Annotated in this window: 18 protein-coding genes and 3 pseudogenes; 7 read left to right on the forward strand and 14 right to left on the reverse strand. The window is 74.4% G+C overall.

The features are described 5' to 3' along the window. The first annotated feature begins 94 nt into the window (after window positions 1–94). Together AC1C2V_RS01330 and AC1C2V_RS01335 are read left to right on the forward strand one after the other, a co-directional pair. A complete protein-coding gene (locus AC1C2V_RS01330) occupies window positions 95–721 on the forward strand; it encodes an ArsR/SmtB family transcription factor (protein WP_495387771.1) in 627 nt (208 codons plus the stop codon). Further along, window positions 718–2,004, forward strand: a complete 1,287-nt coding sequence (locus AC1C2V_RS01335) for an MFS transporter (protein WP_495387772.1) — start codon at window positions 718–720, stop codon at window positions 2,002–2,004. The genes AC1C2V_RS01330 and AC1C2V_RS01335 overlap by 4 nt, the downstream gene beginning before the upstream one ends. Window positions 2,005–2,178: 174 nt before the next feature. Here the strand turns inward: AC1C2V_RS01335 and AC1C2V_RS01340 are convergent, their stop codons facing one another. The 4 genes and pseudogenes from AC1C2V_RS01340 to AC1C2V_RS01355 all read right to left on the reverse strand — a co-directional run bounded on the left by AC1C2V_RS01340 (window position 2,179) and on the right by AC1C2V_RS01355 (window position 6,250). Further along, window positions 2,179–3,654: a helix-turn-helix domain-containing protein gene (locus AC1C2V_RS01340; protein WP_495387773.1), complete on the reverse strand. Its 1,476-nt coding sequence runs from the start codon at window positions 3,652–3,654 to the stop codon at window positions 2,179–2,181. A gap of 92 nt (window positions 3,655–3,746) precedes the next feature. Continuing rightward, a pseudogene (locus tag AC1C2V_RS01345) lies at window positions 3,747–4,163 on the reverse strand (carbohydrate ABC transporter permease); the annotation flags it as partial. A 35-nt stretch (window positions 4,164–4,198) separates the two neighbouring features. Beyond that, window positions 4,199–5,180: pseudogene (locus tag AC1C2V_RS01350) on the reverse strand (LacI family DNA-binding transcriptional regulator). Between the two features lie 143 nt (window positions 5,181–5,323). Beyond that, entirely contained in the window at window positions 5,324–6,250 is a 927-nt protein-coding gene (locus tag AC1C2V_RS01355; protein WP_495388424.1) for an SDR family NAD(P)-dependent oxidoreductase, read from the reverse strand. Between the two features lie 67 nt (window positions 6,251–6,317). Here AC1C2V_RS01355 and AC1C2V_RS01360 point away from each other — a divergent pair, with 67 nt between their 5' ends. Beyond that, the gene (locus AC1C2V_RS01360) at window positions 6,318–6,917 is read left to right on the forward strand and encodes a TetR/AcrR family transcriptional regulator (RefSeq protein ID WP_495387774.1); all 600 of its coding nucleotides are present in this window, start codon (window positions 6,318–6,320) and stop codon (window positions 6,915–6,917) included. 207 nt (window positions 6,918–7,124) lie between these two features. Here AC1C2V_RS01360 and araA read toward each other — a convergent pair whose 3' ends face one another. The 7 genes from araA to AC1C2V_RS01395 form a co-directional block, all read right to left on the reverse strand. After that, a complete protein-coding gene (gene araA / locus AC1C2V_RS01365; RefSeq protein ID WP_495387775.1) occupies window positions 7,125–8,636 on the reverse strand; it encodes an L-arabinose isomerase in 1,512 nt (503 codons plus the stop codon). A gap of 111 nt (window positions 8,637–8,747) precedes the next feature. Then, entirely contained in the window at window positions 8,748–9,458 is a 711-nt protein-coding gene (locus AC1C2V_RS01370) for an L-ribulose-5-phosphate 4-epimerase (RefSeq protein WP_495387776.1), read from the reverse strand. Between the two features lie 81 nt (window positions 9,459–9,539). Then, window positions 9,540–11,153, reverse strand: a complete 1,614-nt coding sequence (locus tag AC1C2V_RS01375; RefSeq protein ID WP_495387777.1) for a xylulokinase — start codon at window positions 11,151–11,153, stop codon at window positions 9,540–9,542. A 335-nt stretch (window positions 11,154–11,488) separates the two neighbouring features. Beyond that, complete coding sequence (locus AC1C2V_RS01380; protein WP_495387778.1) at window positions 11,489–13,741, reverse strand: PhoX family protein; 2,253 nt, start codon at window positions 13,739–13,741, stop codon at window positions 11,489–11,491. 182 nt (window positions 13,742–13,923) lie between these two features. Continuing rightward, a complete protein-coding gene (locus tag AC1C2V_RS01385; RefSeq protein WP_495387779.1) occupies window positions 13,924–15,093 on the reverse strand; it encodes a molybdenum cofactor biosynthesis protein MoaE in 1,170 nt (389 codons plus the stop codon). Continuing rightward, a complete protein-coding gene (moaC, locus tag AC1C2V_RS01390; RefSeq protein ID WP_495387780.1) occupies window positions 15,090–15,683 on the reverse strand; it encodes a cyclic pyranopterin monophosphate synthase MoaC in 594 nt (197 codons plus the stop codon). The genes AC1C2V_RS01385 and moaC overlap by 4 nt, the downstream gene beginning before the upstream one ends. Beyond that, window positions 15,680–17,044 (reverse strand): molybdopterin molybdotransferase MoeA, encoded by a 1,365-nt coding sequence (locus AC1C2V_RS01395; protein ID WP_495387781.1) that lies wholly within the window; start codon window positions 17,042–17,044, stop codon window positions 15,680–15,682. The genes moaC and AC1C2V_RS01395 overlap by 4 nt, the downstream gene beginning before the upstream one ends. A 177-nt stretch (window positions 17,045–17,221) precedes the next feature. Between AC1C2V_RS01395 and AC1C2V_RS01400 the strand changes: the two genes are divergently transcribed. The 4 genes from AC1C2V_RS01400 to AC1C2V_RS01415 all read left to right on the forward strand — a co-directional run bounded on the left by AC1C2V_RS01400 (window position 17,222) and on the right by AC1C2V_RS01415 (window position 20,479). After that, entirely contained in the window at window positions 17,222–17,629 is a 408-nt protein-coding gene (locus tag AC1C2V_RS01400; RefSeq protein ID WP_495387782.1) for a TOBE domain-containing protein, read from the forward strand. Next, window positions 17,626–18,444 carry a molybdate ABC transporter substrate-binding protein gene (gene modA / locus AC1C2V_RS01405; protein ID WP_495387783.1) on the forward strand — a complete coding sequence of 273 codons (819 nt, stop codon included), beginning with the start codon at window positions 17,626–17,628 and terminating at the stop codon, window positions 18,442–18,444. Before AC1C2V_RS01400 ends, modA begins: the two co-directional genes overlap by 4 nt. 200 nt (window positions 18,445–18,644) lie before the next feature. Beyond that, window positions 18,645–19,415, forward strand: a complete 771-nt coding sequence (locus tag AC1C2V_RS01410; RefSeq protein ID WP_495388425.1) for an ABC transporter permease — start codon at window positions 18,645–18,647, stop codon at window positions 19,413–19,415. Beyond that, a complete protein-coding gene (locus tag AC1C2V_RS01415; protein ID WP_495387784.1) occupies window positions 19,412–20,479 on the forward strand; it encodes a sulfate/molybdate ABC transporter ATP-binding protein in 1,068 nt (355 codons plus the stop codon). The genes AC1C2V_RS01410 and AC1C2V_RS01415 overlap by 4 nt, the downstream gene beginning before the upstream one ends. 341 nt (window positions 20,480–20,820) lie before the next feature. On the opposite strand, the gene AC1C2V_RS01420 is transcribed toward AC1C2V_RS01415, so the two are convergent. From AC1C2V_RS01420 to AC1C2V_RS01430, 3 genes and pseudogenes are all read right to left on the reverse strand, one after another. Then, the gene (locus AC1C2V_RS01420; RefSeq protein ID WP_495388426.1) at window positions 20,821–21,918 is read right to left on the reverse strand and encodes a uroporphyrinogen-III synthase; all 1,098 of its coding nucleotides are present in this window, start codon (window positions 21,916–21,918) and stop codon (window positions 20,821–20,823) included. 28 nt (window positions 21,919–21,946) lie between these two features. Beyond that, window positions 21,947–22,111 (reverse strand): hypothetical protein, encoded by a 165-nt coding sequence (locus AC1C2V_RS01425; RefSeq protein WP_495388454.1) that lies wholly within the window; start codon window positions 22,109–22,111, stop codon window positions 21,947–21,949. 104 nt (window positions 22,112–22,215) lie between these two features. Next, a pseudogene (locus AC1C2V_RS01430) lies at window positions 22,216–22,446 on the reverse strand (SAM-dependent methyltransferase); the annotation flags it as partial. Window positions 22,447–22,510 lie beyond the last annotated feature (64 nt).

The raw sequence follows: 22,510 nt of genomic DNA on the forward strand, positions 1-22,510 counted from the left end.
GGCGAGTCCAGGGAGGCGCGTGCCGAGCCACCACAGCTGGACGCAATCCACAAGACCTCTTGTACAACACTTCTTGTGGGTTTACGGTGGCGGGATGACGCAGCTTCCTCCCGAGCCCGACGGCGCGCCCGAGACCGCCACCGCCCCCGCGGCGCAGCCCCCGGTGCGCACGGTCACCGAGGCCAAGGCACTCGCCGCCCTGGCCAACCCGTACCGCGCGCGCATCATGGACGCCCTCAAGGTCGACGGGCCGTCGACCGCCTCCGGCCTCGCACGCCGCACCGGCCAGGCCGTCGGCAGCGCCAGCCACCACCTCAAGGTGCTGCACGACGCCGGCCTCGTGACCGAGGCGCCCGAGCTCGCCCGCGACCGTCGGGAGCGGTGGTGGCGGCTCGTCGCGCCGCGGCTGCGCTGGTCGCGCCAGGAGTTCGCCGACGACACCGCCGCCGTCACGGCCGCCCAGGCCGCAGAGGCGCTCAACCTTCAGCGCCAGGTCGACCGCGTGCGCCAGTGGGTCGCGAACGCCGAGTCCGCCCCCGCGTGGGACGCCGCCGCGTTCGCCACGGAGACCTGGCTGCACCTGTCGCCCGCCGAGCTCGCCGAGCTCGGCTCGGAGATCACGGCCGTGCTCGTGCGGTGGGCGGAACGCCCGCGCCCCGACGACGACGTCGAGCGCGAGCCGGTGCTCGTCTTCGGCCGCGGCTTCCCCGCGCAGCCATGACCGCCACCACCAGCCGCGACCCCCGCGCCGACGAGTCCGGCGACGCCCCGCTCGGGCGCAACGCCGGCTTCCTCCGGCTGTGGATCGGCGAGGGCGTCAGCGTGCTGGGCAACGCCACGACGTCTGTGCTGCTGCCGCTCGTCGCCGTCCTCGAGCTCGACGCCGGGGCCACCACGGTCGGTCTGCTCACCGCGGCGGCATGGCTGCCGTGGCTCGTGATCGGGCTGCCCGCGGGCGCATGGATCGACCGGCTCCCGGCGCGGGCTGTCATGATCGTCGCGGACCTCGTCGCCGCGGTGGCCATCGGCAGCGTGCCCGTGGCGGCGGCGCTCGACGTGCTGACCGTGCCGCAGCTGATCGCGGTCGCCCTGGCCTCCGGGGTGAGCACCGTGTTCTTCCGCACCGCGTACGTGGTCTTCCTCCCCCAGGTCGTGCCCAGCCACCAGCTCGAGGCCGCCAACGCGCGCCTGCTGGGCACCGAGTCGGCCACGCAGGTCGCGGGCCCCGGTGTCGGCGGCGCGATGGCGCAGGCGCTCGGCGCCGCGATCGGCCTGGCCCTCGACGCCGTGAGCTTCGTCGTCTCGGCGGTCTGCCTCTGGCGCATCCGCCCCGGGCGCCGGCCGGAGCGCCCGCCGACCGCACCGCTGCGGCAGCGGATCCGCGAGGGCGTCGCGTTCGTCGCGTCCGACCGGTACCTGCGCTGGATGGTCGTCGTCGGCGGCATCTCCAACTTCGGGCTCACCGGGTACGGCGCACTGCTCGTCCTGTTCCTCGTGGACACCGTCGGCCTCGAGCCGTCCGCGCTCGGCCTGGTGCTGGCGGTCAGCAGCTGCGGCGGCCTGCTCGGCGCCACCGTGGCCACCCGGCTCAGCCGGCGTCTCGGCAGCGCCCGCGCCACCGTGCTGCTCATGGTCGCGGCCGGCCCGCCGGCACTCCTCGTGGGCCTCGGGGGCGGAGGCGCCCGGGTCGCATGGACCGTGGCCGGGCTCTTCCTCGTCGGCCTCGCCGTGGTGGCAGGCAACGTGCTGCGCGGGGCGTGGCGGCAGCGCTACGTGCCGCAGCCGCTGATGGGCCGCGTCGTCACGACGAGCCAGGTCGTCAACTTCGGCACCATGCCCCTGGCCGGCCTGGTCGCGGGTGTGCTGGGCGATGCCCTGGGCGTGCGGGAGACCGTCGTGCTGATGGCGGCCGTGCACTGCGCGGCCTGCCTGAGCGTCGTCCGCGGACCGCTGCGCGGGCTGCGCGACCTGCCCGAGCCGCGGGAGCTCAGCCCGTCGAGCTGAGGACCGGCACGATCTCCTCGTTGCCGCCCGGCTGCACGGCCACGACCTTCTCCTGGCCGGCGGCCGCCACGTCGCCGGTGCACCCGGGTGTGTGCCGCTCGCCCCGGAGTCGTGGAACGCGTTCGCGGGGACGTTCGCCCGCGCCTGACCCCGCCCCCGACGGGTGGGACGTCCTCAGGCGGGGGCGTACCGCTTCACGACGCGCCCCACCGTCGCCCTCGACACGTCGACGTGCTCGGCGATCTCGCGGTGGTTCAGGCCGTCACCGGCGAGCTCCACGATCCGGCGGTCGCGGGCCGACGCGGGCTCGTCGTCCGGCGGCACGACGTCGCCCGTCGGCTGCGCGGCCGGCTCGTTCGCCACGCCGGGCGCCGGGTCCGGCGCGAGGGCCGCCGCGGCCCCGCCCCCGGTCTCGGTCGATTCCTCGGCGGCGCCGTGCGCCGTGAGGAACGCGGACCGGTGGGCGAGGGCGTCGCCCATCGCCGGGTCCGTCTGCCGGAGCATGTCGAACACCTCCACCCGGCGGGTGTGCCCCGTCTCCGGCAGCGGCTCGCGCGTGCCCGGCAGCCCGGCCTCCGCCTCGCGCTCCGCGGCGGCGGCCTCCGCCTCGGCGTCCGCGTCTTCCGCGCCGTCGTCCACGCCGTCTTCCGCGCCGTCGGCCGCCGCCAGGTTTGCGGTGCCGTCGGCGAAGTAGTCCGCCCGCTCCTCCGGCTGCACGACCGGGGTCCCTCCGGTCAGCGCCGCCTGGAACTCGTCGGCGAACGGCTCGTCGAGCGACTCGTCCGCCGGTCGCTCGACGGGCTCGATCGGGGACAGTGCGGCAGCCGCGGCCGGCACGACCTCCCCTGCGGGCGCGCCGGACCGCGCGGCCGCGAGCGCAGGCACCGCCCGCGTCGTGCCGAGGGCGGCGCCACGGACCACGCCCCGCTCGAGCGAGCTGGCGCCGATCAGGTCGAGGCGGTTGCCGTGCCGCTCGGCGGCCTCGAGCCGCTCGACCCAGACCTGCATGCGCCGCACGAAGTCCTCGACCGTCAGCAGCTTCAGCGCACCGTCCCGCGCGGAGCGCTGGCGGCGGTGCGCCGCCCGGACCCTGCGCATGCCGCGCCGGGTGCCCGAGCTGTCGAGCCGCGCGTCGCGCCACAGTTCCAGCGCGGTGACGTACTGGTGCACCCGGTGCTCGCGACGGCGCTCGTCGAGGGTGTGCCCCGTGACCATGTGCCGCTCGCCCACGAGCGCGAGGTGCCACATGAGCGCGGCGACCAGCGGGGGCACGAACCGGAACGCGACCATGTACGGGGTGCTGGCGTCCGGCACGGCGATCTCGTGGAGCGCCGCGAACACGCCGGAGGTGCCGGAGAGGACCCAGGTGAGCGTCAGCAGCACGCCGTAGGGGCGGCCCTCGAGGGCGGCGTTGCGCGCCATGAGGGCGACGGCGACGAGGCTGACCTCCAGGAAGCCGGCGAGGGCGTACGCCTCCGCCGGGGACATGCCCGCGACCTCGAGGCCGAACAGGACCATGCCGCTGTAGGCCAGGGCGGTCGCGATCGTCGCGGCGATGACGACCGCGACCATCGGCAGGTGCCGGCCGCGGTAGCGCACCGCGGGCCGGCCGCCGCCTCGAGCGTCGGCCGTCGTGTCGGACTGGGTCACATCTTCCTCTTCCTCCGGAGTGTCGGTGATCTGGCATATAGGAGCATTGGGACGGCCTCGGAGTCAACGCCGCTCCGGGTGAAGACCGCCTGTCAACCCCTGACCGCGCCCCCGAGGCCGGCGCCGCGCAGGAACGTCCGCTGGAACGCCGGGAAGAGAACGACCGGGATGATGGTCGAGATCGCGAGCGCCGCGAGGAAGACGTCGAGCTCGACGTAGTCCTGCAGGGCCGGGAGCCGCACGGACAGCGGCTGCTTGTCGACGTCGCGCAGCACCAGCAGCGGCCACCGGAAGTCCTTCCAGGCCGCGATGAACGCGAACACGGACACCACCCCGAGGATCGGCTTCGACGTCGGCAGCACGATCGACCAGCCGACGCGGAACGGCCCGGCGCCGTCGACCCGGGCGGCCTCGAAGATCTCGCGCGGCAGGTTGTCGAAGAACCGCGTGACCAACAGCACGTTGAAGGCGCTCGCACCGGCGGGCAGCCACACCGCCCAGAAGCTGTTCGGGCACGCCGCCGGCCGTCGTGGAGCGGTGGGAGTCAGCCGGCCTGCGGCCGCGGGGCCGCCGCCGTCGAGCGTCGTACCACCAGCTCGGGCTCGAAGAGCAGCTCGTCGCGCGAGACGGTGCCGCCGGCGATCGTGTTCGCCAGCAGGTCGACGGGGGTGCGCCCCATCGCGTCGACGGGCTGGCGGACGGTGGTGAGGGCCGGGCCGGTCGAGTTCATCAGCGCGGAGTCGTCGTAACCCACGACGGACACGTCGCGCGGGACGTCGAGCCCCGCGCGACGCGCCGCGCGCACCGCCCCCAGCGCCAGCGGGTCCGACGCGCACATGATCGCCGTCACCCCGGACTCGAGGAGCCGGCTGGTCGCCGCCTGCCCGCTCTCGAGCGAGTACTGGCTGTGCGCGGCCTCCAGCGGCGCGAGCCCGTGCCGGTCGGCGAAGGTGCGCGCCGCGGCCAGCTTGCGCTCCGACGGCACGTGGTCGTCCGGGCCCAGCAGCAGGCCGATCCGCTCGTGGCCCATGGACACCAGGTGCTCCAGCGCCTGGTGCGTAGCCACCTGGTCGTCGCACGACACGTGCGGGACTTCGAGCGTCTCGATCGAGGCATTGATCAGCACGACCGGGAGGCTCAGGGCCTGCAGGCGCTCGTAGTGCGCGTGGTCGGCGTCGCGCTCGGCGTAGAAGCCGCCCGCGAAGATGACGCCCGAGACCTGCTGCCCCAGGAGCAGGTCGATGTACTCGGCCTCCGAGATGCCGCCCGCCGTGCGCGTGCACAGCACGGGGGTGAACCCCTGCTGGGCGAGCGCTCCACCGACCAACCTCGGCGAACGCGGGGAAGATCGGGTTGGCCAACTCGGGCAGCACCAGGCCCACGAGCCGCGGCCGGTCGCCGCGCAGCTTGGTGGGGCGCTCGTACCCGAGCACGTCGAGCGCCGTGAGGACGGCGTCCCGGGTCGCCTGCGACACCCCGGGCTTGCCGTTGAGCACCCGGCTGACCGTCGCCTCGCTGACCCCCACCTTCGCGGCGACGTCTGCAAGTCGTCTCGACGTGCTCGCGCCCCTACACGCGGACGCAAGCCGCTTGCGCGCCGTTGCGTCGCTTGCGTGCGCGTCGGACTACCCGCCCCCAGCCCAGCGCCGAACAGGCAGCGGGGTCACGGTCACGCGACCGGGGCGTCCCGCCCCACCAGCTCCGCACTGTCGCGCCAGAGCGCCCGCATCGCGTCCTCGCGTCGGGCGAGCTCCGACGGCTCCTTCCAGACGAGGCGACCGCGGCGGAGCGCCGCGTAGTACTGCCCCTTCGGTGGCCGCGGCTCGCCGAGCGCGAGCCCTGCCAGCGCGCGCCCGGCGTCCGCGCGCCGGTTTACCCCCGGCTTCAGCACGCGCAACGGGCCGCCGAGCAGCCGCCACCCGGCGCGCAGCGGGAGGGGCATGGCGCGCACCAGACCGGTCCCGGCGGTCTGCCCGGGACAGAACGCGACCCCGGCGACCCCCCGCCCGCCTGCGAGGTCCGGGTCGGCGAGCGCCCGGGCCGTCAGGACGGCGCACAGCTTGGACGCGGTGTACGCCCGGCGGCCCGCGACGCCGGGCGGGTCGCCTGTCCCGTCGTCGTCAGACCGGTCGCGCGCACCCCGGTCCGGGCGGGCCAGGAGGCGGGCGTCGGCGTGGCGCGGCACGGGCAGCCCGGCCTTCTCGGCCGGGTCGTGGGCGCCGCTGGTGGTGAGGACGACGACGGCGCCGGGAGCGAGCGCGCCCAGCAGGAGGCGCAGCAGCAGGTAGTGGGCGAGGTGGTTGACGGCGAAGGTGGTCTCGAACCCGTCCGGGGTGCGCCCCGCGAGGTCCGGGCGCAGCACGCCGGCGTTGAGGACGAGCGCGTCGATGCGCCCGCCCGCCCAGCCGGCCGCCGCGGCGGCGAACGAGCGCACGCTCTCGAGGCGCTCGAGGTCCAGCGGCGCCTCGTGGGCGCCGTCCGGCACTCGCGTGCCGCGGGTGCCGAGCAGCAACCGCGTGCTCGGGCCCGCCAGGAGGTCCCGCGCGGCGAACGCGCCGAACCCCGACGTCCCGCCGGTCATCACGACGTTCCGCATCGTCGTCACCCGCCCCAGCCTTTTCCGATACCGGCGTATCGATACCGGCGTATCGTATGCTGCCACCATGCGACGAACGGGTCAAGGGCCGGGGCGGCCGAGGGACGCCGAGATCGACGGCGCGGTGCTCGCCGCCGCGCGCGACCTGCTCGCCGAGGTGGGGTACGCCCGCGTGACGATGGACGCGGCCGCGGCCCGGGCCGGCACCTCCAAGGCCGCCATCTACCGCCGGTACGGCTCGAAGGCGGAGCTGCTGTTCGCGGCGACGCTGCACCCGGCCGAGGTCGCGGTGCCCGCGGACACGGGGTCCCTGCGCGGCGACCTGCTCACCCTCGGCCGGCGCATCCTGGACGACATGGCCTCCCCCGCCGCGCGCGAGGTCGCCCCGCAGGTGATCGCGGAGATCTCGCGCTCGGCCGCCGTCGCCCAACGGTGGCGCGGCGAGTTCGTCGCCGGCGAGCGCGCGGAGATCGACGCCCTCCTCGTCCGGGCCACCGAGCGCGGCGAGCTGGACCGGACCCCGCACGCCGCGACCCTGCACCGGGCCTTCGGCGGCGCCCTGTTCTTCAGCGTGTTCGTCGTCGGAGAGGTGCCCGACGAGGCCGAGCTGGCCGCCGTGGTCGACCTGCTGCTCACCGGCCTCGTCGTCCGACCCCACTCCCCGTAGGGCGTCACCGACCGGCCTAGAGCGGGAAGCGAGTGTCGGTGTGCCCTTCGGAGACCTCCCAGAGCCTGCGGGCGATGTTGCGACCCACATCGCATCACCTGCGCGGGAGCGCTGCCATCACGATTCCGTAACAGCCGCGCCAGCGCACGACGAAGGGCCGCCGTCCTCGCGGACGACGGCCCTCGGGGCACCACCGGACTCAGCAGGTCACAGGCCCTGCGCCACGCGGTAGTACACCTGGTTCCAGCGCACCTGGTCGGCGAACCCACGCCGCGTGGTGGACTCGTCGATGACGAGCAGCTCGGTGCGCGCGATGTTCGCGAACACCTCGAACGCCTCCACCCCAGCCGCGGTCGACATCACCGTGTGGTGCGCTCCCCCGGCGGTCAGCCACGCCTCGGCGGACGTGGTGAAGTCCGGCCGCGGCGCCCAGACCGCGCGGGCCACGGGCAGGTTCGGCAGCTCCTGGGTGGGCGGCACGACGTCGACCACGTTCGCCGTGAGGCGGAACCGGTCGCGCATGTCGGCCAGGGACACCACGACGGCGTCCTCGGTCGCGTCCGCGTCGAAGACCATGCGGACCGGGTCCTCCTTGCCGCCGATGCCGAGCGGGTGGATCTCCACCCGCGGCTTCGACGTCGTGAGGGACGGGCACACCTCGAGCATGTGCGCGCCGAGGATCAGCTCGGAGCCGGGCGTGAGGTCGTAGGTGTAGTCCTCCATGAGGGAGGCCCCGCCAGGCAGCCCCTCGCCCATGACCTTCGCGGCGCGCACCAGGACGGCCGTCTTCCAGTCGCCCTCGGCGCCGAAGCCGTAGCCCTTGCTCATGAGCCGCTGCACGGCGATGCCCGGGAGCTGGCGCAGGGCGCCGAGGTCCTCGAAGTTCGTGGTGAACGCCTTGGCGCCGCGCTCGACGAGGAACGCCTCCATGGCGATCTCCTGGCGGGCCGCGTAGCGCAGCGACTCGTGCCGCTCGCCGCCCCGGCGCAGCCCGTCGGCGACGTCGTAGAGCTCCTCGTACTCGGCGACGAGCGCATCCACCGCGGCGTCTTCCACGGCACCGACGGCCGCGACCAGGTCGTTGACGCCCCACGTGTTCACCGAGACGCCGAACCGCAGCTCGGCCTCCGTCTTGTCGCCCTCGGTGACGGCGACGTTGCGCATGTTGTCGCCGAACCGCACCAGCTTCAGCTCGTGCGTGGCGGCCCAGCCGGCGGCGCCGCGCACCCAGGTACCCAACCGGCGGGTCACGGCCGGGTTCGACGCGTGGCCCACGACCGTCGTGCGGGCGACGCCCAGGCGGGTGGCGAGGTACGCGTACTCACGGTCGCCGTGCGCGGCCTGGTTGAGGTTCATGAAGTCCATGTCGATGTCCGCCCACGGCAGCTCGACGTTCGCCTGCGTGTGCAGGTGCAGCAGCGGCTTGCGCAGCGCGTCGAGGCCGGAGATCCACATCTTGGCCGGGCTGAAGGTGTGCATCCACGTGATGACGCCGAGCACGTTGTCGTCCGCGTTCGCGTCGAGCATGGCGCGCCGGATCGAGTCCGAGTCCTTGAGGACCGGCTTCCACACGACGGTTGCGGGCACGTCGGACGACGCGTCGAGGGCGCGCGCCACCTCCTGCGACTGCTCGGCGACCTGGCGCAGGGTCTCCTCGCCGTACAGGTCCTGGCTGCCGGTGAAGAACCAGACCTCGCGGTCGGCGTACGGCTTGCTCATGGGATGTGTCTCCTTCGGTGGTTGAGCCTGTCGAAACCACCCCGCTGGTTGAGCCTGTCGCAACCCGGTTTCGACAGGCGGGGTTTCGACAGGCTCAACCGCCGAAGGGGCTCAGTGCTGGCCGTAGACGTTCTGGTAGCGCGCGTACAGGGAGTCGATGTGGGCCTGCTCGATGGGCAGCGGCTCGCCGAGCTGGCGCGAGACGTGCACGGTGCGCGCCACCTCCTCGACCATCACGGCGGCCTTCACCGCGGCGCGGGCGTCCTTGCCGATCGTGAACGGGCCGTGGTTGCGCATCAGCACGGCCGGGCTGCGGTGGCCGTCCAGGGTCGCGACGATGCCGCGGCCGATCGAGTCGTCGCCGATGATCGCGAACGGCCCCACGGGGACGGGCCCGCCGAACTCGTCGGCCATCATCGTCAGCACGCAGGGGATCTCCTCGCCGCGCGCGGCCCACGCCGTCGCGTACGTGGAGTGGGTGTGCACCACGCCGCCCACCTCGGGCATATGCCGGTACACGTAGGCGTGCGCCGCGGTGTCCGACGACGGCGAGCGGTCGCCCTCGAGCAGGGTGCCGTCCAGGTCGCACACGACCATCGACCCGGGGGTGATGTCGTCGTACGCGACGCCGGACGGCTTGATGACGAGGAGGTCGCCGGAGCCGTCGGGGCGGGCGTCGTCGCGGACCCGCTCGGAGACGTTGCCCGCCGTCCACACCACGAGCTCCCAGCGGGGCAGCTCGGCGTGCAGCGCGGCGACACGCTCCTTGGCGGCGCCGACGGCCTCGCGCAGGTGGGCGGGGACCTCGGTCAGCGCGGTCATGGTGGTGCTCCTCGTCTCAGGTCGTGTCAGATCGAAGTGTCAGATCGAGTGTCAGGTCGTGTCAGGTCGTGTCAGGTCGAGCTAGATCGCGTCGGTGGCGGCACGCTCGACGGCGAGGCCGGCGGCGTAGCGCTCGAGGTACGCGGCGAACCCCGCGACGTCCGCCGGGTCCGGCTCGACGACGACGATGTTCGCGTCGGCGAAGACCCGCTCGCGCAGGTAGGCGCCGAGGTCCGACGCCTCGTTCGCGGCGCACGCCGCCCGGAAGGCCGCCAGCACCGCGATGCCCCAGGCGCCGCCCTCCCCCGCGGTGGTCCCGACGGCGACGGGCGCGCCGAGCGCCGCGGCGAGCAGCCGCTGGGCCACGCCCTCGGTGCGGAACAGGCCGCCGTGGGCGAACATCGCGTCGAGCGCGACGTCCTCCTCCGCGAGCACGTGCATGCCCAGGGCGAGCGTGCCGAACGCCCCGTAGATCTGGGCGCGCATGAAGTTCGCCAGGGTCAGGCGGCTGTCGGGCGTGCGGACGAACAGCGGGCGCCCGGCGTCCAGGCCGGTGATCGGCTCGCCGGACAGGTAGTTGTAGGCCAGCAGCCCACCACCGTCAGCGTCACCGTCCAGGGCGGCGCGGAACAACGTGCCGAACACGGCGTCGTCGTCGGCGGGCGCCCCCAGCGCCGTGGCGAACTGGCCGAACATGTCGGCCCACGCGCCGAGCTCGCTGGCGCCGTTGTTGCAGTGCACCATCGCGACGAGGTCGCCCGCCGGCGTGGTCACGAGGTCCAGCTCGTGGTGGACCTTGCGCAGCGGGTGCTCGAGCACGACCATCGCGAAGATCGACGTGCCGGCGCTGACGTTGCCGGTGCGCTGCGCGACGGAGTTCGTCGCGACCATCCCGGTGCCGGCGTCGCCCTCGGGCGGGCACAGTGGGATCCCTGGCCGCAGCGTGCCGGTCGGGTCGAGCAGCGCGGCGCCCTCGGCGGTGAGCTCGCCGGCCTCGCGGCCCGCGGCCAGCACCTCGGGCAGCAGGTCGCGCACGGCCAGCCCCGGGCGGCGCGCGGCCGCCAGGTGGTCGAACTGCTCGAGCATCGTGGCGTCGTAGTCGACCGTCTCCGGGTCCACCGGGAACATGCCGGACGCGTCGCCGACGCCGAGCACCTTGCGGCCCGTCAGCCGCCAGTGGACGTAGCCCGCGAGCGTGGTGAGGAAGCGCACCCGCGGCACGTGCGGCTCGTGGTCGAGGATCGCCTGGTACAGGTGGGCGATCGACCAGCGCAGCGGCACGTTGTAGCCGAACCGGTCGGTGAGCTCCGCGGCGGCTGGGCCCGTGCTGGTGTTGCGCCAGGTGCGGAACGGCACCAGCTGCTCGTCGTCCGCGCCGAACGCGAGATAGCCGTGCATCATCGCCGAGACGCCGAGCGCACCGAACGTCGTGGGGCGGACGCCGTACCGCTCCTCGACGTCGGCCAGCAGGGCGGCGACGCTCTCCTGCAGGCCGGCCCAGACCTCGTCCAGGGAGTACGTCCACGCCCCGTCCACCAGCTGGTTCTCCCAGTCGTGGCCGCCGCTCGCGATCGGGGCGCGGTCCGGCCCCACCAGGCAGGCCTTGATCCGGGTCGAACCGAGCTCGATCCCCAGCGACGTCCGGCCGGCGGCGATCGCCTCCCGGATCTCGACCGTCGCGTCCAGCTGCGTCATTGCTGCTCCGTCCCCGCCCGGCCGTCCCGGGCGTCGTCGAGTCCATCGTCGCGTGCGGCCGCCACCGCTGCGGCCTCCACCCGGCGCTCTCCCCGGATGACACAAGGATGTTAGCGCTCACATGACGCCCGACCAACCCCGCCCCCCGCCGAGGTAGTTCGGAATCCGCCGAGGTAGTCCGATCCTCGGCGAGGTAGTAGCCCAACCGCCCGAGGTAGTTCCGTTCTGGCCTGGGAACGAAACTACCTCGGGCGGTTCTGAACTACCTCGGCCCGCCTGGGTACTACCTCGGGCGGCTCTGAACTACCTCGGCCTGCCTGGGTACTACCTCGGGGTCAGCGACGACCCTTCGGGCCACGGGGCCACGGGAAAGGGCCGGGGCCGTCCCAGCCGCCGCCGTTCCCGCCGCCGTTCCCGTTGCCGTGCCCATTGCCGTTCCCGTTCCCGGGGTGCTCGTCACGACCGATCTTGTAGACCTGCACCGTGGCGGGGCGCGGGCCGCGCCACGCGCCTGCGGGGGCCTGCTCGCCCTCGGCGAGGTAGTCGGGGAAGAACGAGTGCTGGTCGTCGACGCTGCCGTTCTCGCCCGGGTGCTGCACGTTGACGTAGACCATCGCGTCGCGGGAGTCCACGACCGGCCCGCAGGTCTCGGCCTCGCGCGGCACGGACAGGAACTGCTCCACCCGGCCGCGCCGGCGCCCGGTGAGGGTCACCTTGAACAGGCCGTCGCACTTCTGGATGGTCGACGGCGCGCCGTCGGTGGAGATCCACAGGTTGCCCTCGGCGTCGAACGCCACGTTGTCGGGGCACGAGATGGGCGACACCTTGTCCGCCGGGAAGCCGGAGAAGTAGGTCGAGTCGTTCACCGACGGGTCACCGGCCACGAGGAGCAGGTTCCAGGTGAACGTCGTGGCGGTCTGGTCGCCGCGGTCCTCGATGATCTCGACGATGTGGCCGTCGCGGTTGGTGGTGCGTGGGTTGGGCTCGGCGGCCCCCTCCTTGCCGTCCGCGCCGCGGTCGGTGTTGTTGGTGCAGGCCACGTAGATGCGACCGGTGACGGGGTTGGGCTCCACGTCCTCGGGGCGGTCCATCTTGGTTGCGCCCACGGCGTCGGCCGCGAGCCGGGTGAAGACCAGCACCTCCTCGACCGTCATGCCCTCGACGCGTGACCGGCCGTCCTCCACCAACGGGATCCACTCGCCTGTGCCGTCGAAGCCGCCGTCCGAGGGGACCGCGCCCGTGCCGTCGATCTCGGACGCCGGGGAGTCGCCGATGAACCGTGCGACGTAGAGGTCGCCCGCGCTCAGCAGCGTCTTGTTGTGGCGGCGCGCCCAGCGGCTGCTGCCGTCGCGGAACCGCTCCTTCGAGACGAACTTGTACACGTAGTCGAACCGCTCGTCGTCGCCCATGTACGCGACGGCGTGGCCGCGCTTCGAGAGGATGACGTTGGCGCCCTCGTGCTTGAGGCGGCCCAGCGCGGTGTGCTTCACGGGCGCCTCGTCGGGCTCGTACGGGTCCACTTCGACCACCCAGCCGAACCGGTGGTTCTCGTACTCGTAGCCGGCGTTGTTGCCGTCGAAGCGCGGGTCGTCGAGCTCCCAGCCGTAGCTGGTCGCCTTGTCGGCGAGGCCGTAGCGCGCGTCGCGCGGGTCCTTGCCGTTGACGCGCAGGTTGGCGTTGAAGTTCTCCTCGCCGGAGACGACGGTGCCCCACGGCGTGGTGCCGCCCGCGCAGTTGTTCAGGGTGCCGCGCACGCGCGTGCCGGTCGGGTCCTCGACCGTGCGCAGCAGGTACGACCCGGCCGCCGGGCCGTCGACCTCGAACTCCGTGTCCACGGTGATGCGGCGGTTGTAGCGGCTGATCCGGGAGTAGCTCCACGGCGAGCCCTCGCGGTCGCGACGGACCTCGACCACCGACATGCCCCACGCCGCCCGCTCGATCGCACGGCGTGTGGCGGCGTCGTACGAGTCGTCGAACATGATGCCCGCGTTGGTGTACTCGTGGTTACTCACCAGCAGGCCGCGCTTGCCGCGCTTCGTCGTGCCGCGCGGGCGGACGTCGTCCGGGTCGGCGGGCAGGATGTCGAGGTAGTCGACGTTGTAGCCGAACTGCTTGGCCTGCTGCTCCGGCGTCTGGCGCGCGACGTCGAACGCGCGGCCGCCGGGCAGGATCGGGTCGCCCCATCGGATGATCGGCGACCACTCATAACCCTCGGGCACGACGAACGCGTCGGTGGCGGCGTCCTGCGGCGTGATCGCGCCGAAGGCGAGGCCCTTGGACCCGCCGCGACCCGCAGCCATCCCGGACGACGTGGCGGCGCTCGCTCCGGGGGCGCCGGCCACCTGGGCGCCGACGACGACGGTGGCGGCCGCGGCGGCGAGGCCGCCGAGCATGACGCGCCGGGACAGCGCGCGGGCCGCGACGTCGCGGAAGTACTCGTTGGCGGACTCGTTGGGGGCGGGGTGGGAGCACGCGTCGGCGCACTTGAGCCGGCACGTGACCGCGCTGCGCTTGCCGCGCGCGTAGTGAAGGGCGTGCGGGGTGGCGGCGAGCTCCAGCAGCGGGCGTGACTCGGGGGCGATCGTCATCGGTGACACTCCTGAGGTAGGGCGGTGACTGAGGCCGGGGGTGACGCGCCCGACGCTAGGGATCACCGATGGCCGCTCGCCGTCGTGACACCGACCCTCAGGTGAACACCAGGTGACCTACAGGTTCGGCCGGGTCGGCTCGTCCAGCCCTGCCGCTCAGCCCTGCCGCTCAGCCCTGGCGCTCAGCCCAGCGACGCCACCCACTCGGAGGTGCCGTCGTCGAAGCCCTGCTCCTTCCAGATCGGCACCTCGGCCTTGAGCTCCTCGACCAGGTCCGACGCCGCGGTGAACGCCGCGTGACGGTGCCCCGCGGCGACGGCCGCCACCACGGCGACGTCGCCCACGGTCAGGTCGCCCGTGCGGTGCACGACGGCGGCCCGCACGCGGTCGCCCGTCGCCGCCGCCGTCCGCGCGGCCACCCGCTCGGCCACCGCGCGCAGCACCGACGCCGCCTCCGGGTGCGCCTCGTAGTGCAGCCGGGTGACGCCCCGCCCTGAGTCGTGGTCGCGCACGAACCCGGTGAACGTCGCCACCGCGCCGCACGTGTCGTCGCGCACCAGGGTGCTCAGCTCCGCGAGCAGCGGGTCCAGGCGCGTGTCGACGACGTCGGCGCGCAGCACGACCGCGTCGCTGGTCGAGCCTGCGCCGTCCTGAGCCTGTCGAAGGGTCGAAGCCCCGGACGCGGTACCGACAGGCTCAATCGACGATGATCGGGTTTCGACCAGCGGTTCCTGAGTCTGTCGAAGGGCAACCGACGGGCCGGGCTCGGCCGGCGGGGTGATGGGGCGGTCGGTGCCGCTCAGCTGGTCGGCGGCGTGCGAGAGCACGTCGGCCAGCGCGTCCAGACCGTCGCGCACCCCACCGACGGACCCGGGCAGGTTCACGACCAGCGTCCGCCCGGCCACCCCGGCGACGGCGCGCGAGAGCGCCGCGGCCACCACCGGCGGCTTCGCCGGGTCCGTCGGGGTGGTCGACCGGGCGCGGACGAGCTCCGCGATGCCGGGGACCTCCCGGTCGAGGACGGCGCGGGTCGCCTCCGGGGTCCGGTCGCGCGGGCCCAACCCGGTGCCGCCGCTGGTCACGATCACGTCCGGGACCACGCCGGCGACTGCGCCCGCGAGCAGCGACTCGAGCGCCTCGCGCACCGGGTCGCCGTCGGGCACCACGACGGGTGACGACGTGCGCCAGCCGCGCGCGGCGAACCACTCCACGGCCGCCGGCCCGGAGCGGTCCGCATACTCGCCCGCGGCGGCACGGTCCGACGCGACGACGACGGCCACGCTGGGCACCGCGCCGTCCGCCCCGTGGTGCTCGTGCTCGTGCTCGTGCTCGTGCTCGTGCGACCCGCTCATGCGTCCTCCTGGTCCGCGGCCGGGTTCGATGCGGCCGGTCGCGCCCAGTCGCCGGACTTGCCGCCCGACTTCGCGACGACCTGCACGTCCGTGAGCACCGCCGTCTTGTCGACCGCCTTGATCATGTCGTACAGCGTGAGCCCGGCGACGGTGACGGCGGTGAGGGCCTCCATCTCGACGCCGGTGCGGCCGGTGGTGCGCACGGTCGCGCGGATCTCGACGGTGCCGGTCTCGACGGTGCCGGTCTCGACGGTGCCGGTCTCGACGGTGTCGGCGCCATCGGCGGGGACGATGTCGATCTCCACCCCGGAGATCGGCAGCGGGTGGCACAGCGGCACGAGGTCGGGCGTGCGCTTGGCGCCCAGGATCCCGGCGATCCGCGCGGTGGCGATCGCCTCCCCCTTGGGCAGGTCGCCCGACGCGATGCGCGCGACGACGTCCGCGCGGGTGCGCAGCACGCCGGTCGCGGTGGCCTCGCGCCTCGTCACGTCCTTGGCCGAGACGTCGACCATGTGCGCGGCGCCGTCGGCCCGGTAGTGCGACAGACCCTGTGTCGGATCGGGTGTCGGGTCGGCAGTTGGTGCGGTCATCGGAGCTCCCAGTAGTCGACGGGGTCGCCGGCCTCGAGCCGCGCGACGCCGGGCGGCACGTGCACGAGGATCGTCGCGGCGGCGAGGTGGGTCAAAAGATGCGAACCGGGGCCGCCGGTCATGCGCACGCGGCCGTCGTCGTCGAGCCTGCCGCGCCGCACCTGATGCAGGGCGGGCGGCGAGTCGAGGGGTTCCGCAAGCGGCGCGCGGCCGACGGGGCGGCGGGCCGGCACGGCGCCCGTGGCGGCGGCGAGCAGCGGGCGCAGGAAGAGCTCGAACGACACGTACGCGCTCACCGGGTTGCCGGGGAACGCCACGAGCGGCACCGTCCGCTCCCCCGAGCTGTCAGGGCCAGGAGCATGAGGACCTGCGTGTGGTCCTGACAACTCGCCGAGCGTGACCGTGCCGAGGCCCTGCGGCCCGCCCGGCTGGACGGCGACGTGCCCGAACCAGACGCCGGAGGCGTCCTCGGGTGGAGCGGCAGTGAGGGTCTGGCGCACCACCTCGTACGCCCCCGCGGACACGCCGCCGGTCGTCACGACGAGCACGACGTCGGTCGGCGCCGCGGCGAGCACGCGGTGCAGCGCGTCGGGCTCGTCCGGCACGACGCGGGTCGTGACGCGCGCGCCGGCCTGCGCGAGGGCGGCGGTGAGGGCGGCGCCGTTGGCGTCGTGCACCTGGGCGGGGCCGAGGACGACGCCGGCGGGCCCGAGCTCCGACCCGGTGGAGACGAGCAGCACGTGCGGCGGCGGGGCGACGTCGACGCGTGGCACGCCCGCCGCGACGAGCGCGCCGAGCTGCGCGGCACCCAGCGGCGTCCCGGCGCGGAGCAGCACGGCGCCCGCCGCGACGTCGGACCCCGCGGCCCGCACGTACGTACCGCGCGCGACCGGCGCGGCGAACCGCACCTCGGCATCCTGACCGGGGGCGGGGAAGCGCGGCGGGTCAACGTCCTCGATCCGCACGACGGCGTCGGCCCCGGCGGGCACGGGCGCGCCGGTCATGACGGGCGCGGCGCTGCCGGGCGCGAGCGGCGGCGGCTGCGTGCCGGCGGGCACGGGCGCGCCGACGGGGAGCACCACCGGCTCGGCCTCGGACGCCGCGGCGAGGCCCGCGGAGTGCACCGCGTACCCGTCCATCTGGGAGTTGTCGAAGCCCGGCAGCGCGACGGCGGCCACGGCGTCGCGCGCCAGCACGCGCGGGGCGAGCGAGGCGCCGGCCGCGGCCGCGGCGAGCAGTGCGGCGACCTCGACCGGCTGCACCCCACGCTCGCGCGCCGACGCCAGCGCCGGGACGACGATGTCGGTCACCGCGGCGGTGTGCTCGGCCACCGTCCGGCGGGAATGCGTCACGTCATGCACGAGCGCAAGCCTATGGTCTCGACCACCGACCGCTGGTTGAGACGAGGTGGCCTCGACCGCCTCGACCCCTGGTTGAGCTTGTCGAAACCCGGTCTCGACAAGCTCGACCGACGAGGTGGTCTCGACAGGCTCGACCGACGGATGCCAACCCGCAGATACGGCGCTATGCTCGCCACGATGCCGCACATGAGAGTTTCCGAAGCCGCCGTCTACCTCGGCGTCAGCGACGACACCGTGCGCCGCTGGATCGACCGCGGCCTGCTGCGGGCGACCGCCGACGCGTCGGGCCGCAAGGTCGTGGACGGGTACGAGGTGGCGATGGTGGCCCGCGAGCACGCGACGCCGCCGGCGGTGCCGGGCGGGACGAAGAGCTCGGCACGTAACCGCTTCGTCGGCCTGGTCACCGACCTCACGGTCGACACGGTGATGGCGCAGGTGGAGCTGCAGTGCGGGCCGTTCCGCGTGGTGTCGCTGATGAGCAGCGAGGCCGTGCGCGACCTCGGCCTGGAGCGCGGCTCCGTGGCGGTGGCGGTCATCAAGTCGACCACCGTGGTGATCGAGGCCGAGGGCCGAGGAGCCGCATGAGCAGGCGCGTGGCGCTGACCGGGCCGTGCGCGCTGAGCCTGTGCGCGCTGGCGGTCGCCGCGCTGGCGGGCTGCGGCGGCGCCGCCCAGGGGGACGACGACGCGGGCGGCGGCACGACGACGCTCACGGTGTTCGCGGCGTCGTCGCTGACGGGCTCGTTCGAGCAGCTCGCCGAGCGGTTCGAGGCCGACCACGACGGCGTGGACGTACAGCTCAGCTTCGCCGGGTCGTCGGACCTCGTGGCCCAGATCCAGCAGGGCGCGCCGGGGGACGTCTTCGCCTCGGCGGACACGGCGAACATGGAGAAGCTCGTCGCCGACGACCTCGTGGGCGACCCGCAGGACTTCGCCTCCAACACGCTGGAGATCGCCGTCCCGCCGGGCAACCCGGCCGGCGTCTCCTCGCTCGCCGACCTTGCTGCCCCGGACTCCGACTCGGGCCTCGATCTCGTCCTGTGCGCCCCCGAGGTTCCGTGCGGCGCCGCCTCGACGAAGGTCGAGGCGGCCGCCGGCCTCGACCTGCAGCCGGTGAGCGAGGAGCAGAGCGTCACCGACGTGCTCAACAAGGTGATCGCGGGCGAGGCGGACGCCGGCCTCGTCTACGTCACGGACGTCGCCGCCGCGGGCGTCGACGTCGAGGGCGTCGAGTTCGCCGAGTCGTCCAGCGCGGTGAACACCTACCCGATCGCCACCGTCGAGCGCGGCGCGGACGACAGCGACCGGGCCGACCTCGCCCGGGAGTTCGTCGACCTCGTGCTCGGCGACGACGGCCGGTCGATCCTGGCCGACTTCGGCTTCGCCACGCCGTCGGCATAGCCATGAGGGTTTCGACTAGCTCAACCGGCGATCGGGTCCCGACAAGCTCAACCGGCGATCGGGTCCCGACAAGCTCAACCAGCGATCGGGTCTCGACAGGCTCAGCCAGCGATCGGGTCTCGACAGGCTCAACCAGCGATCGGGTCTCGACAAGCTCAACCAGCGGTCGGGTTCCCACGAGCTCAACCGGCGAGGCCGCCATCGGCCTGCCACGCTGGGCGTTCGTGCCCGCCGCCCTGGGCGGGCTGCTCGTGGTGCTACCGCTGGTCGCGATGGGCACGCGGGTCGACTGGTCGGGCTACTGGGGGCTGGTCACCAGCGAGTCCGCGCGTGCCGCGCTCGTGCTGAGCCTGCAGACGTCGGCCACCAGCACGGTGGCGTGCCTGGTGCTGGGGATCCCGATGGCGCTGGTGCTGGCACGCTCCCGGTTCCCGGGTCTCGACCTGCTGCGGTCGCTGGTGCTGATCCCGCTGGTGCTCCCCCCCGTCGTCGGCGGCATCGCCCTGCTGTACACGTTCGGCCGCCGCGGCCTGCTCGGGGAGACGATGGAGGTGCTGGGCCTGCAGATCGCCTTCTCCACGACGGCGGTGGTGCTCGCCCAGACGTTCGTCGCGCTGCCGTTCCTGGTCGTCAGCGTGGAGGGCGCGCTGCGCACGGCGGGTGCGCGGTACGACGTCGTCGCGGCGTCGCTCGGGGCCCGCCCGACGACGGTGCTCCGCCGCGTGACCCTCCCGCTCGTGTGGCCCGGCCTGCTGTCGGGGACGGTGCTGTCGTTCGCCCGCGCCCTCGGCGAGTTCGGCGCCACGATCACCTTCGCCGGCAGCCTCCAGGGCACCACGCGCACGCTGCCGCTGGAGATCTACCTGCAGCGCGAGACCGACCCGGACGCCGCGGTCGCCCTCTCGTTGCTGCTGGTGGTGATCGCTGTGCTGGTCATCGGCTTCACCCGGCACCGGGGGGCTGCGCTGTGACGCTCTCGTTCGCCGCGACGCTGCCCGCACGCGGGTTCGACGTCGAGCTCGACGTCGCCGAGGGCCGCACCCTCGCCCTGCTCGGGCCCAACGGCGCCGGCAAGTCCACGGCGCTCGGCCTGGCCGCGGGCACGCTCCGGCCGCACGACGGCGAGATCACGCTCGGCGAGCGCCCGCTGGTCCGCGCCGCGGCCAGCCGCACCCGGGCCTGGGTGCCGCCCCACGCCCGGCAGGTGGCGCTGCTGGCCCAGGAGCCCCTGCTGTTCCCGCACCTGTCGGTGCGCCACAACATCGCGTTCGGGCCCCGCTCCCAGGGCACGCCGCGGCGGGCCGCCGACGCCGAGGCCGACCGGTGGCTGGAGCGCATCGGGCTGGCGCACCTCGCCGACCGCCGGCCGGCGACCCTGTCGGGCGGCCAGGCGCAGCGGGTGGCGGTCGCTCGCGCGCTCGCCGCCCGCCCGCGCCTGCTGCTGCTCGACGAGCCCATGGCCGCCCTCGACGTCGACGTCACCCCCGAGCTGCGCCAGACGCTGCGGCACCTGCTCGCCGGGCAGACCGCGATCATCACCACCCACGACGTGCTCGACGCCCTGCTCCTGGCCGACGAGATCGCCGTCATCGAGGGCGGGCGCGTCGTCGAGCGCGGCCCGACCGCCGAGGTGCTCGGCCGCCCCCGCAGCGCGTACGCCGCGCGGATCGCCGGGCTGAACCTGCTCGCCGGCACGTGGTCCGGCGACGGGGTCACGACCGAGGCCGGCGAGGTCGTGCACGGGCTGGCGCACGCCGACGAGCCCGGCCGCGACCTCCCCGTCGGCACGCCGATGACCGCGGTGTTCCGGCCGTCCGCCGTCTCCGTCTACCTCGACGAGCGTCACGGCTCCCCGCGCAACACGTTCCGCGGCACGGTCCGCACGCTCGAGCCGCACGGCGACCTCGAGCGCGTGCGCACCGACCACCTCGCCGCCGACGTCACGCCCCAGGCCGCCGCCGAGCTCGCGCTGACCCCCGGCACCCGGGTGTGGCTGTCCGTGAAGGCCGCCGAGGTGGACGTCTACCCGGTCTAGCGGCGGCGGGCCCGCGTGCGGCCCGTGTCACAGCCAGGTCGGCTGTCTCGTCCCAGGTTCGAAGACCCGAAGTCTCGAAGAGACACAGCGAGCAGGCGTCTCCGCTCCCGGAGGTCGATCGTGCTCGACAAGGAGCCGATCATGAACGAGCAGGACGACCGTCAGACGGTCGCGCTGGTGACCGGGGCGAACAAGGGATCGGTCGTGGACCGCGACGGCAATGTCCTCACCGGCGCTCATACTTCGGGTCCGACAACTGCGCAGCTCCCTTGCCGTCCAGACGGTCGAGGTCAGACGCGGAGCGATCGGGTCGCCCTCCGCGCCGAAGCTCGAGCTGGCGCTCAGCCGTGGGCCAGCTCCAGGCGGTAGCCGCGCTTGACGACGGTCTTGACCAGGTCGCGGCGACCGGCGGCCTCGCGCAGCCGCGCGACGGCGACCCCGACGGCGTGCGGGTCGCGCGAGGAGCCGGGCAGCACGTCGAGCACCCGCTCCCGCGACACAACGTCGCCGCCCGCGGCCGCCAGCAGCCGCAGCACCTCGACGCCCGTGGGCGACAGCGGCAGCACCTGGCTGGCGAGGACGGCGACGCGCGCGCGGATGACGAGGGGCCCGGCGACGGTGGCGAGCGCCACCGACTCGAGGTGCTCGTAGTGCCCCACGAGCGACCGCACCAGGGCCCCGAGACGGCCGCGCTCGGGCTGTAGCGTCGGGATGCCGCGCGACTCCAGCGGGCGCGCGGTCACCGGGCCGACGGCGGCGGCCACCATCTCCCCGTCCGCGAACCGCGCCACGACCGCGCCCCGCAGCCCCTGGTCCTCGACGGCCCGCATCCACGCCTCGGCACCCGGGGCCGACGTGAACGCGACGGCGTCGACCTCCCCCGCGGCGGCCGCTCGCACGGACGCCTCGACGGCGGCCGGGTCGGGCGGCGGCCCCCAGCGGTAGACGACGAGGGCCGACACCCGGGCACCCGCCTTCGCGAATACCCCGTCGAGCCCGTCGGCGCCGGCGCCGTGGTGCTGGATCGCGACGTGCAGCCCAAACACGCCCTCGCTGAGCAGCACCTCGGCGACCTCGGCGGACGTCTCCGACTCCGCCACCCAGTCGGCCTGGAGCCCTGCGGCCTGGATGGCGCCGCGCGCCTTGGGCCCGCGGGCCACGAGCCGCGACCGGCCGAGGACGGCGAGCAGGTCGTCGGCGAGCCCGTGCGCGTCGGCGGCCTCGATCCAGGCGCGGAACCCGACGCCCGTCGTGGCGACGACGACGTCCGGCGGGTCGGCGACCAGGGCACGGGTGGCGGCGATCAGCGCGTCGTCGTCCACGTGCGGCACCATGCTCAGCGCGGGCGCGTGGCGCACCGCGGCGCCCCGCCGCTCGAGGGCCGCAGCGAGCTCGCCGGAGCGCCGATCGGCGGTGACCAGCACCGTGCACCCCGCCATCACCTGGCCCAGCGCGGGCCGGGCGCCCTCAGGCACCGGCCCACCCCACGGCTCCTGCGTCACCAGCGACCTCCAGCAGCTTCTCGTCCGCGATGTCCCCGACCACGACCACGGCGGGAGCCCGCACCCCGACCTCCTCGGCACGTTGGGCCGCCAGGTCGAGCGCGACCCGCGTGACGCGCTGGTCGGGCAACGAACCCCGCTCGACGATCGCCACGGGGTGGCCGGGTTCGCGCCCGCATCGAGCAGCCGGGCCACGATCGCGGGCAGGGCGGACACCCCCATGAGGATCACCAGGGTAGCGGCGCGGGACGTGACGCAGGCCACGGAGACCGCGTCGAGGACGGCGTCAGTTCCTGTTCCCGCGTGCTCCGCGCCGTCGCGCGCGTGCCCGGTGACCACGTGGAACGCCGTCGTGGTGCCGCGTTGGGTCAAGGGCACCCCGGCCAGGGCAGGTGCAGCGAGCGCGGACGACACCCCGGGCACCACCTCGACCGGTACCCCGGCGGCAGGGCAGGCCGCGACCACCTCTCCCCCGCGGCGCCGGGGCCGGCGCCGACGAGCGTCACGCGCCCGGCCGGAGCGCCGGGCG

Source organism: Isoptericola sp. Y541 (assembly GCF_059445465.1).

Excerpts from the sequence above, each read along its gene's own strand:
- AC1C2V_RS01330 (WP_495387771.1), top strand. The coding sequence starts at position 95 with ATGACGCAGCTTCCTCCCGAGCCCGACGGCGCGCCCGAGACCGCCACC.
- AC1C2V_RS01335 (WP_495387772.1), top strand. The coding sequence starts at position 718 with ATGACCGCCACCACCAGCCGCGACCCCCGCGCCGACGAGTCCGGCGAC.
- AC1C2V_RS01355 (WP_495388424.1), bottom strand. The coding sequence starts at position 6,250 with ATGCGGAACGTCGTGATGACCGGCGGGACGTCGGGGTTCGGCGCGTTC.
- AC1C2V_RS01360 (WP_495387774.1), top strand. The coding sequence starts at position 6,318 with ATGCGACGAACGGGTCAAGGGCCGGGGCGGCCGAGGGACGCCGAGATC.
- araA (WP_495387775.1), bottom strand. The coding sequence starts at position 8,636 with ATGAGCAAGCCGTACGCCGACCGCGAGGTCTGGTTCTTCACCGGCAGC.
- AC1C2V_RS01370 (WP_495387776.1), bottom strand. The coding sequence starts at position 9,458 with ATGACCGCGCTGACCGAGGTCCCCGCCCACCTGCGCGAGGCCGTCGGC.
- AC1C2V_RS01375 (WP_495387777.1), bottom strand. The coding sequence starts at position 11,153 with ATGACGCAGCTGGACGCGACGGTCGAGATCCGGGAGGCGATCGCCGCC.
- AC1C2V_RS01380 (WP_495387778.1), bottom strand. The coding sequence starts at position 13,741 with ATGACGATCGCCCCCGAGTCACGCCCGCTGCTGGAGCTCGCCGCCACC.
- AC1C2V_RS01385 (WP_495387779.1), bottom strand. The coding sequence starts at position 15,093 with ATGAGCGGGTCGCACGAGCACGAGCACGAGCACGAGCACGAGCACCAC.
- moaC (WP_495387780.1), bottom strand. The coding sequence starts at position 15,683 with ATGACCGCACCAACTGCCGACCCGACACCCGATCCGACACAGGGTCTG.
- AC1C2V_RS01400 (WP_495387782.1), top strand. The coding sequence starts at position 17,222 with ATGCCGCACATGAGAGTTTCCGAAGCCGCCGTCTACCTCGGCGTCAGC.
- modA (WP_495387783.1), top strand. The coding sequence starts at position 17,626 with ATGAGCAGGCGCGTGGCGCTGACCGGGCCGTGCGCGCTGAGCCTGTGC.
- AC1C2V_RS01420 (WP_495388426.1), bottom strand. The coding sequence starts at position 21,918 with ATGGCGGGGTGCACGGTGCTGGTCACCGCCGATCGGCGCTCCGGCGAG.